This is a genomic window from Streptomyces sp. NBC_00464, assembly GCF_036013915.1.
Lineage (GTDB): Bacteria > Actinomycetota > Actinomycetes > Streptomycetales > Streptomycetaceae > Streptomyces.
Genome location: NZ_CP107899.1, coordinates 5807519 through 5825296, shown reverse-complemented (window position 1 = coordinate 5825296; position 17778 = coordinate 5807519). Strand labels below are relative to the sequence as shown.

Here is a 17778-nt window from a genome sequence, read left to right as displayed (position 1 = left end):
TACCCCGGTGTCAGGATCTTCTGCGTCGATGATGGTTCGGGTACGAGCCCGGTTACTTGATCATGTAGATCGTGGCGAACAGGCCGATCCACACGACATCGACGAAGTGCCAGTAATAGGACACGACGATGGCTGCGGTCGCCTGCTCATGGGTGAACCTCTTGGCTGCGTATGTCCTGCCCAGAACGAGCAGGAAGGCGATGAGGCCGCCTGTCACGTGCAGACCGTGGAAGCCGGTGGTCAGGTAGAACACCGAGCCGTACGGATCCGAGGACAGCGAGAGGCCGTCCTTCTTCACCAGCTCCGTGTACTCGAAGACCTGGCCTCCGATGAAGATCGAACCCATCACGAAAGTGATCACGAACCAGGCACGGAGCTTCTTCACATCGCCCCGCTCCGCGGCGAAGACGCCGAGCTGGCAGGTGAGTGAGGAGAGCACCAGGATCGTGGTGTTCGTCGCCGAGAACGGGAAGTTCAGGGCTGACGCCATTTCCTTCCAGTGATCCGGTCCGGTCACCGATCGCAGGGTGAAGTACATCGCGAAGAGGGCCGCGAAGAACATCAGCTCGGAACTCAACCAGATGATGGTTCCGACGCTGGTGAGGTTCGGTCGATTGACCGACGGGTGCGCGTGCCCGGTTTCTACTGTCGTTGCTGTCGCCACGACCGACATTATGTCGGTCGCTTATCCCGCCCTCACTCCGGGGGGTGCCGTTCGGTGTGTCAGAGGGGTGTGTCCTCCCCGAACGGCCTATGGAACCCCTGTCCGAAGCGATGCTGACAGGCAGTCGGGCGGAGTACGATCCGCGCATCGGACAGCCCTCACGCACCGGGGGCCCCGACAGCCCCGAAGACACGGATGTCACGGAGGAACCATGCAGCCGACCGCCACGGTCCTGGTCTACAGCGACAACGCACACACCCGTGAGCAGGTGAGGCTGGCAGCCGGGCGCAGGCCTGCTGCGGACGTACCGCAGGTCGAGTTCCTGGAGTGCGCCACCCTGCCCGCCGTCCTGGACGCACTGGACCACGGAGGCGTCGACGTCTGCGTGTTGGACGGCGAGACGGCCCCGGCGGGCGGCATGGGCGTCTGCCGGCAGATCAAGGACGAGATCTTCCGCTGCCCGCCGGTGCTGCTGCTGATCGGGCGCCCCCAGGACGCCTGGCTGGCCACCTGGAGCCGCGCGGACGCCGCGGTGACCCTTCCGGTCGAGCCGGTCGAGTTCGCGGACGCCCTGGCCGCCCTGCTGCGCAGCAGGCTCTCCGTAGGGGCCTGAGGCCCCGTCCCTGCGTCCTTCCGAGGCGCGGTGCACCCCCGGCCGTCAGACCTGGGGGCGCAGCCGCGCCGCCCGGACCGTGTCGACACGGTCCGGCGTGGCGTCGTTGTTCAGCGCGCTGCCCTTCTGCCACTTGGCCCAGGACAGGTTCCAGTCGCCGTAGCCGTTGTCGAAGGGCGTCATGGTCTCGCCCTCACTGCCGACGACCGTGACGATGTCACCCTCACGGACGGTGTTGAAGAACCACTCGGCCTCGCTGGTGCTCATGCCGGTGCAGCCGTGACTGACGTTCGCGGACCCCTGTGACCCGGTGGACCACGGGGCCGCGTGCACGTACTCGCCGCTCCAGGTGACCCGCGTCGCGTAGTACACCGGCAGGTCGTAGGAGTCCTCCGAGCCCTCGGCGATGCCGATGGACTCCCCGCGCATACGTACGTAGTACTCCTTGCCCAGCACGACCTTGACGCCGTTGCGGGTGGAGAAGCCCGGCTTGCCGGTGGTCACCGGAATGGTGTTGATCACTTCTCCGTTGCGCTTGACCGTCATGGAGTGCTCCGAGGCGTCGGTGATGGCCTCGATGCGGTCTCCGGTAGTGATCTTCAACGCTTTCGCCGGGGCGCCGTAGAGCGCGTTGGTCACCTTGATGCCCGTCAGGTTGCTGCTGACCTCGATGGTGGCCTTCGCCGGCCAGTAGTCCTGCGGCCGGTAGTGCAGCGTCTTGTCGTCGACCCAGTACCAGGAACCGGTCACGGCGGGCGTGGAGCGCACCCTCAGGGCGCGTTCCACGGTGGCGCGGGCGGCTTTGTCGGCGACCGGGGCGCTGAGTACCGCTGTGACGGGCTGTCCGACGCCGTAGGTGCCCGCCTGCGGGCCGAAGGTGACCTTCAGGAACTTCTTTGCCGCTGCGGTCTCGAAGGAGAGCGTACGGCTGCCTGGGGCGCCGTCGTCGTCCTCCATGCCGACCTTGACGGTGTAGCGGGTCCCTGCGGCGAGCGGGGCCGTGGAGTGCCAGCGGTGGCCGTCGGCTTCGAGTTCGCCCGCCAGATGGCGTCCTTCGGTGTCCACGGCCGTCACATCGGTGATGCGGCCGTCGTCACCGTCGACGCTGACTTCGAGGGGCTTGTCCGGATCGACCTTCTCGGCGCCGTCGGGGGTGTTGGACGAGATCTCGTCCGCCGCGTCGAACGGCTGCGCCGAGAGCGGATGGTCGTCGGACTCCCCACAGGCTGCCGCCCCTGCGACCAGGGTCGCGGCCAGCAGAGCGCAGCTGATGACGGGACGGATACGCGGCGTGTGGTTCATGAACCCACGCTAAGAAGATTCATCCGTTTCAGCGCGCCGGGTGACTGCAAACGGGGGGCCCGCACTTCTCGTGGAAGTGCGGGCCCCCCGTCGGGTGGAGCGGTGTCACGGGTGGTGCGGTGTCACTGGGTGCGGTTCTCACCGCGGTAGTACTCGAAGACCCAGCCGAACAGACCGATCAGGATGACCGGGGCCGAGAAGTAGAGCAGCCACCAGCCGAAGACGACTCCCATGAAGGCGAGAATGCCGCCGACCGCCAGTGAGAGCGGCTGCCAGCTGTGCGGGGAGAAGAACCCCACCTCGCCGGCCTCGTCCGCCACATCGGCTTCCTTGTTGTCCTGCGCCAGTGCGTCGACCCGCCGGGCCGTGAAGGCCAGGTAGAAGCCGATCATGACGCTCAGCCCGAAGGCCAGGACGAGTGCGGTGGTGCCGACCGGCTCCTTGGACCACACGCCGTACGTGATGGCCATGACGAGGATGAACAGCGCCAGACCGAGGAACATCTTGCCCTGGACCTTCACTTGCCCGCCTCCTTGCCACCGGCGAGGGCCTTGTCACCCTCGGAGAGGTGATCCAGCTGCTCGAGAGCAGTGATCTCGGGGTGGTGCAGGTCGAACGCCGGGGATTCGGAACGGATCCGCGGCAGCGTGAGGAAGTTGTGCCGCGGCGGCGGGCAGGAGGTCGCCCACTCCAGCGAACGGCCGTAGCCCCACGGGTCGTCGACCTCGACCTTCTTGCCGTACTTGGCGGTCTTCCACACGTTGTAGAAGAACGGCAGGATCGACAGGCCGAGCAGGAACGAGGAGATCGTCGAGATCGTGTTCAGCGCGGTGAAACCGTCCGCGGCCAGGTAGTCCGCGTAACGACGCGGCATACCCTCGGCGCCCAGCCAGTGCTGCACCAGGAACGTGCCGTGGAAACCGATGAACAGCGTCCAGAAGGTGATCTTGCCGAGCCGCTCGTCCAGCATCTTGCCGGTGAACTTCGGCCACCAGAAGTGGAATCCGGAGAACATCGCGAACACCACGGTGCCGAAGACGACGTAGTGGAAGTGCGCGACCACGAAGTACGAGTCCGAGACGTGGAAGTCCATCGGCGGCGAAGCCAGGATGACACCGGTCAGACCACCGAAGGTGAAGGTGATCAGGAAGCCGATCGCCCAGAGCATCGGTGTCTCGAAGGACAGCGAGCCCTTCCACATCGTGCCGATCCAGTTGAAGAACTTCACCCCGGTGGGCACCGCGATGAGGAACGTCATGAAGGAGAAGAACGGCAGGAGCACGCCGCCGGTGACGTACATGTGGTGCGCCCACACGGTCACGGAGAGACCGGCGATGGAAATCGTCGCGGCCACCAGGCCGATGTATCCGAACATCGGCTTGCGGCTGAACACCGGGATCACTTCCGAAATGATCCCGAAGAAGGGCAAGGCGATGATGTACACCTCTGGATGGCCGAAGAACCAGAAGAGGTGTTGCCAGAGCAATGCGCCGCCGTTGGACGCGTCGAAGATATGCGCACCGAATTTTCGGTCCGCCTCCAGCGCGAAGAGCGCCGCCGCCAGCACCGGGAAGGCCAGCAGGACCAGCACACCGGTCAGCAGGACGTTCCAGACGAAGATCGGCATACGGAACATCGTCATGCCGGGTGCGCGCATGCAGATGATCGTGGTGATGAAGTTGACCGAACCGAGGATCGTGCCGAAGCCGGAGAAGGCCAGACCCATGATCCACATGTCGGCGCCGACGCCCGGCGAGCGGACCGCGTCCGACAGCGGGGAGTAGGCGAACCAGCCGAAGTCGGCCGCGCCCTGCGGGGTGAGGAAGCCGGCCACCGCGAGGATCGAGCCGAAGAGGTACAGCCAGTACGCGAACATGTTCAGCCGCGGGAACGCCACATCGGGCGCGCCGATCTGCAGCGGCATGATCCAGTTCGCGAATCCGGCGAACAGCGGCGTCGCGAACATCAGCAGCATGATCGTGCCGTGCATCGTGAACGCCTGGTTGAACTGCTCGTTCGACATGATCTGCGTGCCCGGACGGGCCAGCTCGGCGCGCATGAAGAGCGCCATCAGTCCGCCGATGCAGAAGAACGCGAACGACGTGACCAGGTACATCGTGCCGATCGTCTTGTGGTCAGTGGTGGTCAGCCACTTGATGACGACGTTTCCCGGCTGCTTGCGCCGGACCGGCAGCTCGTCCTCGTACGAGTCGTCTGCTGCCGCGGCACCCTGAGGTTCATTGAGGATGCTCACAGTTTGTTCGTCTCCGCATTCCTGGCCGGGTCGGTCTGCTCGATGCCGGCCGGCACATAGCCCGTCTGGCCCTTCTTCGCCAGCTCCTTGAGGTGCGCCTGGTAGCGCTCCGGGGAGACGACCTTGACGTTGAAGAGCATCCGGGAGTGGTCGGCGCCGCAGAGCTCGGCGCACTTGCCCATGAAGGTGCCCTCCTGGTTGGGAGTCACCTCGAAGGCGTTGGTGTGGCCCGGAATGACGTCCTGCTTCATGAGGAACGGCACCACCCAGAAGGAGTGGATGACGTCACGCGAAGTCAGGATGAAGCGGACCTTCTCGCCCTTGGGCAGCCACAGCGTCGGGCCGGGGTTGCCGGTCTGCGGGTTCCTGGTCCCCGGGACGCCGACGTCGTAGACGCCGTCCGCACCCTTGGGGAAGTCCTTGCGGAACCTGTCCGGGATGGCGTCGAGCTCCTTGGGGACCTCGTTGCCCGTGGCGGCTGAGCCGTCCACGTTCTCGATGTAGTTGAAGCCCCAGCTCCACTGGAAGCCGACCACGTTGACGGTGTGGGCGGGCTTCGGGGAGAGCGAAAGGAGCTTCGTCTCGTCGCGCGCGGTGAAGTAGAACAACACCGAGACGATGATCAGAGGGACCACGGTGTACAGCGCCTCGATGGGCATGTTGTACCGGGTCTGCGGAGGTACCTCCACCTTGGTGCGGCTGCGCCGGTGGAAGATGACGCTCCAGATGATCAGTCCCCAGACAAGGACACCCGTGGCGAGCGCTGCCGCCCACGAGCCCTGCCAGAGGGAAAGGATCCGAGGAGCCTCTTCCGTTACCGGGGTGGGCATACCGAGGCGGGGGAAATCCTGCCAGTTGTATGAACAACCGGAGGCCGTCGCCAGGACCAGGCCCGCAGTCAGCACCTGCGGCAGCTTCCGCCGCATCGGGCGCCGCGACAAGCGGTCGGAGCCGTTGGGACTCACGTAGCGCCTTCCCGAGAGTCTCGCCCGCACGGTCGGCGCGCCCGTCTCGCTGGTCGGTCGCCGGCCCTGACGCGGGCAGGGGTTTGGATGTTTATGCGGACCAAACCCTACTGGACGCTATTTGGGGTCGCGCGGGGAGGGTGCCCAACGCGCCGCCCGACTCCCCGAAGGGGTGGAATCCGGGGCTCCGGCCGCCATCTGACGCCCCCTTTCCCTCCGGTCCGGGCAGCCGGGTCGCGGGCCGTGGCCGGGGCCGGGCTAGCGTGGCCGGGTGCCCTACTTCGACGCCGCGTCCGCCGCCCCCCTCCATCCCGTCGCCCGTCAGGCGCTGCTTGCCGCGCTGGACGAGGGATGGGCCGACCCGGCCCGTCTCCACCGGGAGGGACGGCGTGCCCGGCTGCTGCTGGACGCGGCCCGGGAGGCCGCCGCGGAGGCCGTCGGCTGCCGTCCCGACGAGCTGACTTTCACCTCGTCGGGCACGCGGGCGGTCCATTCCGGAATTTCCGGAGCTCTTGCGGGGCGTCGGCGTGTCGGCCGCCATCTGGTGGTGTCGGCGGTCGAACACTCGTCGGTGCTCCATTCGGCCGCCACCCACGAGAGCGGGGGCGGAACCTTCACCGAGGTCCCGGTGGACGGTACGGGCGCGGTCGGCGCGCAGGCCTACGCGAACGCGCTGCGCGAAGACACCGCGCTGGCCTGTCTGCAGTCCGCCAACCACGAGGTGGGCACCGAACAGCCGGTGGCCGAGGTGGCCGAGCTCTGCCGGGCCGCGGGGGTGCCGCTGCTGGTGGACGCCGCCCAGTCACTGGGGTGGGGTCCGGTGCCGGCCGGCTGGTCGCTGCTGACGGCGAGCGCCCACAAGTGGGGCGGCCCGGCCGGGGTCGGGCTCCTCGCGGTGCGCAAGGGCGTGCGGTTCGCGGCCCAAGGCCCCACGGACGAACGGGAGTCGGGGCGGGCGGCCGGATTCGAGGACATCCCGGCGATCGTGGCCGCGGCGGCGTCCCTGCGGGCGGTGCGGGCCGAGGCGGCCGCCGAGGCGCCGCGGCTGCGGGCCATGGTCGACCGGATCCGGGCCCGGGTGCCGGAGCTGGTGCCCGATGTGGAGGTCGTCGGCGATCCGGTGCGGCGGCTGCCGCATCTGGTCACCTTCTCCTGTCTCTATGTCGACGGAGAGACCCTGCTCCATGAGCTGGACCGGTCCGGATTCTCCGTATCGTCCGGTTCGTCCTGCACGAGCAGCACCCTGACGCCCAGCCATGTGCTCAGGGCGATGGGGGTGCTCTCGGAGGGCAATGTCCGGGTGTCGCTGCCGGCGGGCACGTCCGAGGAGGACGTCGACCGCTTCCTGGAGGTGCTGCCCCCGGCGGTGGCAGGGGTACGGGAGAAGCTGGGCGCCCCCGCCGCGATCGCCCCCTCCCCCGCCGCTGTGCCCTCGCTGGTCGTCGACGCGCTCGGGAGGCGCTGCCCGGTTCCGGTGATCGAGCTCGCAAAGGTGATCGGAGAGGTACCGGTGGGCGGGACGGTGACGGTCCTGTCCGACGACGAGGCGGCGCGCCTCGACATTCCGGCCTGGTGTGCGATGCGTGAGCAGGAGTACGTGGGTGAGGAGCCGGCGGACCGGGGCTCGGCCTATGTGGTCCGCCGGCTGTCCTGAAGACCTCTTACACGAGGTGCGTGCGCACCTCGGCCGCGGCGTCATGTCCGTACGCCTTGGTGAAGCGGTCCATGAAGTGGGTGCGGTGCAGGGTGTACTCCTGGGTGCCGACCGTCTCGATGACCAGGGTGGCGAGCATGCAGCCGACCTGGGCGGCGCGCTCCAGGCTGACACCCCAGGCGAGACCGGAGAGGAATCCGGCACGGAAGGCGTCGCCGACGCCGGTCGGGTCGGCCTTGACGTTCTCCTCCGGGCAGCCGACCTCGATCGGCTCCTCGCCGACGCGCTCGATCCGCACGCCCCGGGCGCCGAGGGTGGTGACCCGGTGGCCGACCTTGGCGAGGATCTCGGCGTCGGTCCAGCCGGTCTTGGACTCGATGAGCCCCTTCTCGTACTCGTTGGAGAAGAGGTACGTGGCGCCGTCGAGCAGGATGCGGATCTCGTCGCCGTCCATCCGCGCGATCTGCTGCGAGAAGTCCGCGGCGAACGGAATCCCGCGGGAGCGGCACTCCTCGGTGTGGCGGAGCATCCCCTCGGGGTCGTCGGCGCCGATGGAGACGAGGTCGAGGCCGCCCACGCGGTCGGCGACGGCCTTCAGCTCGATCAGCCGGGCCTCGCTCATGGCACCCGTATAGAAGGAGCCGATCTGGTTGTGGTCGGCGTCGGTCGTGCAGACGAAGCGGGCGGTGTGCAGGACCTCGGAGATCCGCACCGACCCGGTGTCGACGCCGTGGCGGTCGAGCCAGGCCCGGTACTCGTCGAAGTCGGAGCCCGCGGCGCCTACCAGGAGCGGACGTGTGCCGAGCAGGCCCATGCCGAAGCAGATGTTGGCGGCGACACCTCCCCGGCGCACGTCCAGGTTGTCGACCAGGAAGGAGAGCGAGACCGTGTGCAGCTGATCGGCGACCAGCTGGTCGGCGAATCGGCCGGGGAAGGTCATGAGGTGGTCAGTGGCGATGGAGCCGGTGACTGCGATACGCACGGGGAGACTGCTCCTGCGGAGGTCGAGGGAAACGATGTCTGCGTTCCCGGGTCGGCGTGACAGTTAACGCTACCGGGTTCCGGCAACCAGGCGAAGAGGGGAAAACTACCCGATAGTAGGGCTTTCCCCCTGGGCTCAAGCGTGCCTACGGTGCCGATATGCCGAACAACATCGCCCCGCGTGAGTCCGAGACCACTCTGGCCGAGCTGCGCGGAGACTGCGCACTGATGGCTCCGCACTGGGTGGTACCCACCAAGGTCGCCCCCACCCCTGTGGGGCCGTCCCTCATTCACGGCGTGACCGTGCCGCCCGCCTCGGCCCGGCTGATCGACGCGATGGCGGAGTACGGCGACTGAGACAGCCGGGCTCCTCGTCGCAACGGCCACCCCGGGAGGGAACCGTGCGCGCCCGCGCCCCGTCCCAACGGTGTCCGCACCAGCGGGACGGGCCCCTGACCGGGCCCTGACGCACGAGGCGAAGGAGCGAACCGGTGAGCACCGATCGACCCGACAACGACGTGACCGGCCCCCGGCGGCGCTCGCCGCTCGCCGTGGCCTCGGTGGCGGCGGCCGTACTCCTGGCCGGTGGCGGCGGCGCGTACTGGGCCGCGACGGCGGCGGACGGCGGTGGCGGCAACGGCGGCGCCGCGGACAGTTCCGGCGCCGCTCCCCCGCTCCTCTCCCTGGACGAGCGGGCCGGCGGACCGGCCACGCCCTCCCCCCGCCCCTCGGCTCCGCCCCAGGGCATCGCGCCGGGTGAGCCCGATCCCCACGGCGGCCGGGTGGCCTACCGCGCGTCCGGCGCTCTGCCGGAAGGTCCGGACAAGGCCGCCGTCCAGCGCGCCACCGGGACCGTGTCGGCGTCCGAGGTGGCCCGGCTGGCCGAGGCGCTGGGCGTGCAGGGCACCCCGCGGGCCGAGGGCACGTCCTGGAAGGTGGGCTCCGACGGGGACGGCTCGGGGCCGGTGCTGCGGGTGACCAAGCAGGCCCCCGGGACCTGGACGTTCGCCCGGTACGGTTCCGGCGGCACGGACAACTGCGAGAGCGAGACGGTCTGTTCGAGCAAGCGTGTGGCGCCGGGCGGCTCGGGGACACCGGTGAGCGAGAAGGCCGCGAAGGCGGCAGCGGTCCCGGTGCTGAAGGCGGTCGGCCAGGACGACGCCGCCCTCGACGCCCGCCAGTTGATGGGCTCGGTCCGGGTGGTGAACGCCGACCCGGTGGTGGGCGGACTTCCGACGTACGGCTGGGCTACCGGGATCCAGGTCGGCCCCGACGGCGAAGTGACGGGCGGCAGCGGGCAGTTGAAGGGCCTGGAGAAGGGCGCCGACTATCCGGTGCTCGGCGCGGACGATGCGCTGAAGCAGCTGAACGCAGCGCAGCCGCCGAGCGGGCCGAAGACCGGCGACTGCGCCACCCCCGCACCGCTGGAGAACGGCGAGAAGCCGTCAGCCATGGGTTGCGGCAAGCGGACCGGGGCGGAGCCGTCCACGACGACGGTCACGGTCGACAAGGCGACCTTCGGCCTGGCGGCCCGGTACGTGGACGGCAAGCAGCTGCTCGTGCCGTCCTGGATCTTCACGGTGCGGCCGGGCGCGGGCGGCACCGGCGACACCGTCACCCAGGTCGCGGTGGATCCGGCGTACCTGACGAAGGACGGTCCGGCGGAGAAGTCCCCGGGCGGCGACGGAACGAAGGAGTCCGGCGGCAAGCTCCTGTCGTACAGCGCCGACGGGCGGACGCTCTCGGTGACGTTCTGGGGCGGCGTCTGCAGCACGTACGCGGCGAGCGCGAGCGAGGACGGCTCCACGGTGCGGGTGTCCGTGACGGAGACGAAGCCGGAGGCGGGCAAGGTCTGCATCATGGTCGCCGAGGAGCTGACCCGCACGGTCACGCTGGACCAGCCGCTGGGTGAGCGGAACGTGGTCGACGCGGCGTCGGGCACGGTGGTGCCGCGCGGCTGACGCACGCACGCGTACGGCGGCGGCCCCGGGATCGGAATCCCGGGGCCGCCGCCGTACTGTCACCGCCGTCGCCTCTCGGCCGGCCGCTTCGTGCCTTGGCCGAAGCTGACCGCTTCGCGCTTAGCTGAAGGAGTCACCGCAGGCGCAGGAACCCGTGGCGTTCGGGTTGTCGATGGTGAAGCCCTGCTTCTCGATGGTGTCGACGAAGTCGACGGAGGCGCCGCCCAGGTACGGAGCGCTCATCCGGTCGGTGACGACCTTGACGCCATCGAAGTCCTTCACGACATCGCCGTCCAGCGAACGCTCATCGAAGAAGAGCTGGTAACGCAGGCCCGAGCAGCCGCCGGGCTGGACGGCGACGCGCAGCGCCAGGTCATCGCGGCCTTCCTGCTCCAGCAGGCCCTTGACCTTGGCTGCGGCGGCGTCGGACAGGAGGATGCCGTCGCTCACGGTGGTGGTCTCGTCCGATACGGACATCTGCTTCTCTCCCGGGTTGTACGGAGACTGCTTGCCGACGTTGCAACCGTCGAGGCCGCGGATTCATTCCGGGCCGAGCGCTTGCCTGTTCCATTCATGCTCGCACACCGGCCCCGCAGGCGGATGCGTCACATCGACGCTATCGGCATCGTCAAAGTGACGTGAAGCGGATATGATAGATAGCGTCAATTAGACGAAAAGGCTTCCCTCGCAGAGAAGAAAGGGTGCGTGACGTGACCACGGCCCACCCCGTCCAGGAACTCGACGTCCAGCCGACGCCCCTCGCCCTGCTCCTGCTCGGCCGCGACGCCGACCCCAAGAGCGAGCGCGGCGTCGAATGCCCCGGCGACCTGCCCTCCCCGTCCGACCCGGACCTGGTGGAGCGCGCCCGCGCGGCCAAGGAGAAGCTGGGCGAGAAGGTCTTCGTCCTCGGGCACCACTACCAGCGCGACGAGGTCATCCAGTTCGCGGATGTGACCGGCGACTCGTTCAAGCTCGCCCGTGACGCGGCGGCGCGTCCGGAGGCCGAGTACATCGTCTTCTGCGGCGTGCACTTCATGGCGGAGTCCGCGGACATCCTGACCACCGACGACCAGAAGGTCGTGCTGCCCGACCTGGCGGCGGGCTGTTCGATGGCCGACATGGCCACCGCCGAGCAGGTCGCCGAGTGCTGGGACGTGCTGACCGAGGCGGGCGTCGCCGAGCAGGTCGTGCCGGTCTCGTACATGAACTCCTCCGCCGACATCAAGGCCTTCACCGGCCGCCACGGCGGCACGATCTGCACCTCGTCGAACGCGAAGCGGGCCCTGGAGTGGGCCTTCGAGCAGGGCGAGAAGGTCCTCTTCCTCCCGGACCAGCACCTGGGCCGCAACACGGCCGTACGGGACATGGGGATGACCCTGGAGGACTGCGTCCTCTACAACCCGCACAAGCCCAACGGCGGCCTGACCGCCGAGGAGCTGCGCAACGCGAAGATGATCCTGTGGCGCGGGCACTGCTCGGTGCACGGGCGCTTCTCGGTGGAGTCCGTCAACGACGTGCGGGCCCGCATACCCGGCGTCAACGTGCTGGTGCACCCGGAGTGCAAGCACGAGGTCGTGGCAGCCGCGGACTACGTCGGCTCGACGGAGTACATCATCAAGGCGCTGGAGGCGGCCCCGGCCGGCTCGAAGTGGGCGATCGGCACCGAGCTCAACCTGGTGCGCCGCCTGGCCAACCGTTTCGCCGCGGAGGACAAGGAGATCGTCTTCCTCGACAAGACGGTCTGCTTCTGCTCGACGATGAACCGGATCGACCTGCCGCACCTGGTGTGGACGCTGGAGTCGCTGGCCGAGGGGAACCTGGTCAACCGGATCGAGGTCGACCCGGAGACGGAGAAGTACGCCAAGCTGGCGCTGGAGCGGATGCTGGCGCTGCCGTAGGCACAGGGGAAGGCCCCGGCACCGGATTCCGGTGCCGGGGCCTTCCGTCTGCCCGGTCAGGCCTTCGCAGGCTCCGGCTCCTCGGAGGACGAGGTCTCCTCCGAGGCGGCCGGGGCCGGAATGCCGGCCTTACCGGCCCGCTTCGCGGCCTTCTTCTTCGCGCGGCGCTCCTTGAAGAGCTCCACCATCGCGTACAGCGTCGGCACCAGGAGCAGCGTCAGCAGCGTCGAGGTGACCAGACCGCCGATGACCACGACGGCCAGCGGCTGCGAGATGAAGCCGCCCTCGCCGGTGACGCCGAGCGCCATCGGGAGGAGGGCGAAGATCGTCGCCAGGGCCGTCATCAGGATCGGGCGGAGCCGGTGACGGCCGCCCTCGACGATGGCCTCGACGACGCCCATGCCCTGGGCGCGGTACTGGTTGATCAGGTCGATCAGCACGATCGCGTTGGTCACCACGATGCCGATCAGCATCAGCATGCCGATCATCGCCGGGACACCCATCGGGGTGCCGGTGATGAGCAGCAGGCCGATGGCGCCCGTCGCCGCGAACGGGATGGAGACCAGCAGGATCAGCGGCTGGATGAGCGACCGGAAGGTGGCGACCAGCAGCATGAAGACGATCGCGATGGCCGCCAGCATGGCCAGGCCCAGCTTCATGAACGCGTCGTCCTGGTCCTGGGAGACACCGCCGATGGTGGCGGTGGCGCCGTCCGGGAGGTCCAGGTCGTTGATCTTCGTCTGGAGCGAGGCGCTGACCGCACCGGTGTTGTCACCGGTGGGCTTGGCCGTGATCGTGGCGGCCCGCTGGCCGTCGATCCGCGTCATGGAGACCGGTCCGGGGACCAGCTTCACTTCGGCGATCGATCCGAGCTTGACGGCTCCCAGCGGAAGGTTCTTCAGCTCTTCCATCGTGGTGGCCGGGTGGGCCGACTTGATGACGACGTCGCGCTCGGTGTCGTCCATGATCGCCTTGCCGGACGGAGTGCCCTGCACCGCACCGGCGACGGCCGCGCCCAGCGTGGCCTGGCTGTAACCGGCATCAGCGGCCTTGGCGTTGGCCTTGACCGAGATGCGCGGGATGCTCTGCGCCAGGTCGCTCTGGACGTCGGTGACGTCCTTGAGCTTGGCCACCTCGGCCCGTACCTCTTCGGAGGCCTTCTTCAGGGTGTCCGCGTCGGCGGCCTTGACCACGACGCTCAGGTCCTGGCTGCCGAAGCCGTCGCCCGCGGCGATGGTGGTGTCGCCGATGCCGTCGAGCTTGCCCAGGGCCTCGTCGATGCGGTCCTGGGTGGCGTCGTAGTCGGCGGAGTCCTTCAGGGTGACCTGGTAGGAGGCCTGGTTGGCTCCCGTGCCGCCGCCGAAGGCCGCCATGAAGCCTGACGATCCGACGGTGACCTGGTAGTCCTTGACGCCCTCGTCACCGGTGAGGACCTTCTCGACCTTCTGGGCCGCCGCGTCGGCGGCCGCCAGGCTGGTGCCCGGGGTGAGCTCCTGCTTGATGGACAGGACTTCCTGCTCGCCCTGGTCGAAGAAGTTGGTCTTCAGCAGCGGGACCATGCCGAAGGTGCCGAACAGCACGGCGACGGCGATGACGACGCTGGTGATGCGGCGACGGGTGGCGAAGCGCAGCACCGGCACGTAGATCCGCTGGAGCCGACTGCGGGCTTCCTTCTCCTCGGCCTCGCGACGGGCCTTGTCCGGGTCCTCGGCGCTGCCCTTGGGTGCGCGCAGGAACCAGTACGACAGGACGGGGACGACGGTCAGCGAGACCAGCAGGGAGGCCAGCAGGGCCGCGGTGACGGTCAGCGAGAACGAACCGAAGAGCTGGCCGACCATGCCGCCGACGAGACCGATCGGCAGGAAGACGGCGACCGTCGTGAGGGTCGAGGCGGTGACCGCGCCGGCCACTTCCTTCACCGCGGTGGTGATCGCCGACTGGCGCTCCTCGCCGTAGCCGAGGTGGCGCTTGATGTTCTCCAGGACGACGATCGAGTCGTCGACGACCCGGCCGATCGCAATGGTCAGCGCGCCCAGGGTGAGCATGTTGAGCGACAGGTCACGGGTCCAGAGCACGATCAGCGCGAGGACCACGGAGAGCGGGATCGAGACCGCGGTGACCAGGGTCGAGCGCAGCGAGGCCAGGAAGACCAGGATCACGATGACCGCGAAGAGCAGGCCGAGCGCGCCCTCGGTCGTCAGACCCGAGATCGCCTTGGAGACGGCCGGGCCCTGATCGGAGACGACGGTCAGCTCGGCGCCGGAGCCGAGGTCCTTGCGCAGGTCCGGGAGCTTGTCCTTCACAGCGTCCGAGATGGCGACGGCGCTGCCGTCCTTGTCCATCGTCGCCATGACGGCGAGGCTCGGCTTACCGTCCGTACGGGTGATGGAGACCGCCGTGGACGGCTCCTGCTTCACCGTCGCGATGTCACCGAGCCGGACCGGCTTGCCGGGCTTGCCCGTCGCCGGGTTCTGCCCGGTGACCCGCAGGTCCTCGAACTGCTGCAGGGTGGTGAACGTGCCGCCGACCTGGACGGTGCGGCTCTTGCCCGCCTCGGAGAAGGATCCCGCGGGGACGGTCGCGCCACCGGCCTGGAGCGCCTGGGCGAGCGAGGTCGCGTTCAGTCCGGCCGCCGCGAGCTTCTTGTCGTCGGGGGTGATGGAGACCTGAAGGTCCTGCACACCGTCGACGGTGACCTGGCCGACGCCGTCGATGTCCTCCAGTGCGGGGACGACGGTACGGTCCAGCTGGTCGGCGAGCGCTTGCTGGTCCTTGTCGGAGGTCACGGCGAGGACGACGGTCGGGATGTCGTCGGTCGATCCGGCGATGACCTGCGGGTCCACATCGTCGGGCAGCTGGATGCGGGCGCGGTTCACCGCCTGCTGGATGTCCGCGACGAGCTGCTTGGTTCCCTCGTCGCCGAAGTCGAACGTCGCCATGATGACGGCGTTGCCCTCGCTGGCGGTCGAAGTCATTCCGGTGACGCCGTCGACGGCCTTGATCGAATTCTCGAGCGGTTCGACGACCTGCTTCTCGACCACATCGGGGGACGCACCCTGGTAAGGGGCGAGCACCGACACCATCGGCAGTTCGATGGTGGGCAGCAACTGCTGCTTGAGCTGCGGGATCGCGATCGCTCCGAATACGAGCGCGACGATCGAGATCAGCCCGATCAGGGCCCTTTGCGCGAGGCTGAATCTGGACAGCCAGGACATGGGTGGGTCTCTCTTCTGTGGCTTACGCGGCAGGTGGGCGGGTAACTCGGGGACAGACCCGGCCCACCTATAACGATCGCCCATGCCTGGGGCCGAAAGCGTCGGTCCCAGGTCGCTTTCTTATGCCGCGCATACCGCAGGTGGAGTACGCCGCGGCTGCACCCTCACTCCACCCGTGGACGCACCAGGCCCGATTCGTACGCAATGACGACCAGTTGGGCCCGGTCCCGGGCCCCCAGCTTCGCCATCGCCCGGTTCACATGGGTCTTCACGGTGAGCGGGCTGACCACGAGGCGCTCGGCGATCTCGTCGTTGGACAGCCCGCCCGCGACCAGGACCAGCACCTCGCGCTCCCGAGTGGTCAGGGCCTCCAGGCGCGCGGAGTACTCGGCGGCTCCCGGCCCTCCGTCGGCCGAACTGCCGCCCTGTGCGAGGAACGTGGCGATCAGGCCCTTGGTCGCGACCGGTGAGAGCAACGCCTCGCCGGCCGCGGCGATCCGGATGGCGTTGAGGAGTTCCTCCGGTTCGGCCCCCTTTCCGAGGAAGCCCGAGGCGCCGGCCCGCAGTGACTGCACCACGTACTCATCCACCTCGAAGGTGGTGAGCATGACCACGCGTACGTCCGCGAGTTCCGGATCGGCGCTGATCATCCGGGTCGCGGTGAGCCCGTCCGTACCGGGCATCCGGATGTCCATCAGCACCACGTCGGCGCGGGTCGAGCGGGCCAGTTCCACGGCCTGCGCCCCGTCCGCGGCCTCGCCGACCACCTGCATGTCGGGCTCCGAGTCGACCAGGACGCGGAACGCGCTGCGCAACAGCGCCTGGTCGTCGACGAGCAGGACCTTGATGGCCGCTGTCATACGTTCTCCCCCGTCCGGCCCGCCGCACCCGGATGGTCCGGCTCCTGCGCACGGGCGTTGACGGGCAGGATCGCATGAACCCTGAATCCGCCGCCGTAACGGGGTCCGGCGGTGAGGGTGCCGCCCAGGGCGGTGACCCGTTCCCGCATGCCCAGGAGGCCGTGGCCGCCGCCCACGACGTCGTCGCCGCCGCCGCGGTCGGCCGTTCCGCGCCCGTTGTCCAGCACCATGACCTCGGCCGTGGCCCCGACCCGTACGACGCTGACCTCGGCCTTCGCCCCGGGACCCGCGTGCTTGCGGACATTGGTCAGCGCCTCCTGGATCACCCGGTACGCGGCCAGGTCGACGGCGGCGGGCAGCGGCGGGTCCTCCTTCGCCGCGCAGGCCACCTCGACGGGCAGCCCGGCCTGTCGCACGGTCGCGACGAGCTGGTCGAGTACGGCGAGGCCCGGGGCCGGTTCGGTCGGCGCCGTCGGGTCGCCGGACTGGCGCAGCAGTCCGACGGTGGCCCGCAGTTCGTTGAGCGCGGAGCGGCTCGCCTCCCGGACGTGGGCGAGTGCCTCCTTGGCCTGGTCGGGGCGCTTGTCCATCACGTGGGCCGCGACCCCGGCCTGGACGTTGACCAGGGCGATGTGGTGGGCGACGACATCGTGCAGGTCGCGGGCGATCCGCAGCCGCTCCTCGGCCACCCGGCGCCGGGCCTCCTCCTCGCGGGTGCGTTCGGCCCGTTCGGCGCGTTCCCTGATCGCGTCGACGAACGCCCGCCGGGAGCGGACCGCGTCCCCCGCCGCGCCCGCCATCCCGGTCCAGGCGAAGATCCCGAGATTCTCCTGGCTGTACCAGGGGGCCGAGCCGAAGAACATCGCGGCCGCGGTGAGCACGGCCATGGTGAGCAGCCCGACCCGCCATGTCGTCGGCCGGTCGGTACGGGCGGCGACGGTGTAGAGCGCGATGACGGTGCTCATCACCACGGGGGCCGGCGGGTCCGCGGTCAACAGCTCGATCACGGCCAGCGCACCGGTGGCGGCGAGCACGGCCATCGGCCTGCGGCGCCGCCAGACCAGGGTGAGGGCGCCCAGCGCCATCAGGAACACGCTGCCGGCGGCGGGCGTGCGGGTGCCGAAGGTGGGCCCGTTGTGCGCGTTCGGATCGGCGAACGATCCGATGAACATGGCCACGAACACGGCCAGGGCGAGCGCGCCGTCCAGCGCGAGGGGATGGTCGCGCAGCCAGTTCCGGATGCGCAGAACCCCGGTTCCGAGGGTGGTCACGTCAAGCTACGTTACGGCGTGTCGCGAGGAATTCGGGCCGCGCGGCCCGAGAGCCGGTGCGGCCCGCACGCCACTGTGCCCCGTGACCGGCGGGGGCCGGTCACGGGGCACAGTGGCGTGGCTGCTGGAGCTGCCGGTTG

Annotated in this window: 15 protein-coding genes; 5 read left to right on the top strand and 10 right to left on the bottom strand. The window is 69.1% G+C overall.

Annotation, left to right across the window (positions count from 1 at the left end):
• Positions 1-52: 52 nt before the first annotated feature.
• The gene (gene ctaE, locus OG912_RS26195; protein WP_164399455.1) at positions 53-673 is read right to left on the bottom strand and encodes an aa3-type cytochrome oxidase subunit III; all 621 of its coding nucleotides are present in this window, start codon (positions 671-673) and stop codon (positions 53-55) included.
• 202 nt (positions 674-875) lie between these two features.
• Here ctaE and OG912_RS26190 point away from each other — a divergent pair, with 202 nt between their 5' ends.
• Complete coding sequence (locus OG912_RS26190; RefSeq protein WP_326735763.1) at positions 876-1277, top strand: hypothetical protein; 402 nt, start codon at positions 876-878, stop codon at positions 1275-1277.
• Positions 1278-1322: 45 nt separating this feature from the next.
• Here OG912_RS26190 and OG912_RS26185 read toward each other — a convergent pair whose 3' ends face one another.
• The 4 genes from OG912_RS26185 to ctaC all read right to left on the bottom strand — a co-directional run bounded on the left by OG912_RS26185 (position 1323) and on the right by ctaC (position 5798).
• The gene (locus tag OG912_RS26185) at positions 1323-2579 is read right to left on the bottom strand and encodes a L,D-transpeptidase (protein WP_327711509.1); all 1257 of its coding nucleotides are present in this window, start codon (positions 2577-2579) and stop codon (positions 1323-1325) included.
• 122 nt (positions 2580-2701) lie between these two features.
• Positions 2702-3100, bottom strand: a complete 399-nt coding sequence (locus tag OG912_RS26180) for a cytochrome c oxidase subunit 4 (protein WP_326735765.1) — start codon at positions 3098-3100, stop codon at positions 2702-2704.
• Positions 3097-4833: an aa3-type cytochrome oxidase subunit I gene (gene ctaD / locus OG912_RS26175; RefSeq protein ID WP_327711508.1), complete on the bottom strand. Its 1737-nt coding sequence runs from the start codon at positions 4831-4833 to the stop codon at positions 3097-3099. The genes OG912_RS26180 and ctaD overlap by 4 nt, the downstream gene beginning before the upstream one ends.
• Positions 4830-5798 carry an aa3-type cytochrome oxidase subunit II gene (gene ctaC / locus OG912_RS26170; RefSeq protein WP_327711507.1) on the bottom strand — a complete coding sequence of 323 codons (969 nt, stop codon included), beginning with the start codon at positions 5796-5798 and terminating at the stop codon, positions 4830-4832. The genes ctaD and ctaC overlap by 4 nt, the downstream gene beginning before the upstream one ends.
• Positions 5799-6069: 271 nt before the next feature.
• On the opposite strand from ctaC, the gene OG912_RS26165 reads away from it, so the two are divergent.
• Positions 6070-7452, top strand: coding sequence for a cysteine desulfurase/sulfurtransferase TusA family protein (locus tag OG912_RS26165; RefSeq protein ID WP_327711506.1), 1383 nt, complete (start codon positions 6070-6072; stop codon positions 7450-7452).
• Between the two features lie 7 nt (positions 7453-7459).
• On the opposite strand, the gene OG912_RS26160 is transcribed toward OG912_RS26165, so the two are convergent.
• On the bottom strand, positions 7460-8434 hold the full coding sequence (locus tag OG912_RS26160) for a carbohydrate kinase family protein (protein ID WP_327711505.1): 975 nt from the start codon (positions 8432-8434) through the stop codon (positions 7460-7462).
• 158 nt (positions 8435-8592) lie between these two features.
• Between OG912_RS26160 and OG912_RS26155 the strand changes: the two genes are divergently transcribed.
• A complete protein-coding gene (locus OG912_RS26155) occupies positions 8593-8790 on the top strand; it encodes a hypothetical protein (protein ID WP_327711504.1) in 198 nt (65 codons plus the stop codon).
• Between the two features lie 134 nt (positions 8791-8924).
• Entirely contained in the window at positions 8925-10394 is a 1470-nt protein-coding gene (locus tag OG912_RS26150; protein ID WP_327711503.1) for a hypothetical protein, read from the top strand.
• A gap of 120 nt (positions 10395-10514) precedes the next feature.
• Here the strand turns inward: OG912_RS26150 and OG912_RS26145 are convergent, their stop codons facing one another.
• The gene (locus OG912_RS26145; protein WP_030970782.1) at positions 10515-10871 is read right to left on the bottom strand and encodes a HesB/IscA family protein; all 357 of its coding nucleotides are present in this window, start codon (positions 10869-10871) and stop codon (positions 10515-10517) included.
• A gap of 224 nt (positions 10872-11095) precedes the next feature.
• On the opposite strand from OG912_RS26145, the gene nadA reads away from it, so the two are divergent.
• A complete protein-coding gene (gene nadA, locus OG912_RS26140; protein WP_327711502.1) occupies positions 11096-12292 on the top strand; it encodes a quinolinate synthase NadA in 1197 nt (398 codons plus the stop codon).
• Positions 12293-12348: 56 nt separating this feature from the next.
• On the opposite strand, the gene OG912_RS26135 is transcribed toward nadA, so the two are convergent.
• From OG912_RS26135 to OG912_RS26125, 3 genes are all read right to left on the bottom strand, one after another.
• The gene (locus OG912_RS26135) at positions 12349-15507 is read right to left on the bottom strand and encodes an efflux RND transporter permease subunit (protein WP_327711501.1); all 3159 of its coding nucleotides are present in this window, start codon (positions 15505-15507) and stop codon (positions 12349-12351) included.
• Between the two features lie 164 nt (positions 15508-15671).
• Complete coding sequence (locus OG912_RS26130; RefSeq protein ID WP_326735774.1) at positions 15672-16367, bottom strand: response regulator transcription factor; 696 nt, start codon at positions 16365-16367, stop codon at positions 15672-15674.
• Positions 16364-17638: a sensor histidine kinase gene (locus OG912_RS26125; protein WP_327711500.1), complete on the bottom strand. Its 1275-nt coding sequence runs from the start codon at positions 17636-17638 to the stop codon at positions 16364-16366. The genes OG912_RS26130 and OG912_RS26125 overlap by 4 nt, the downstream gene beginning before the upstream one ends.
• Positions 17639-17778 lie beyond the last annotated feature (140 nt).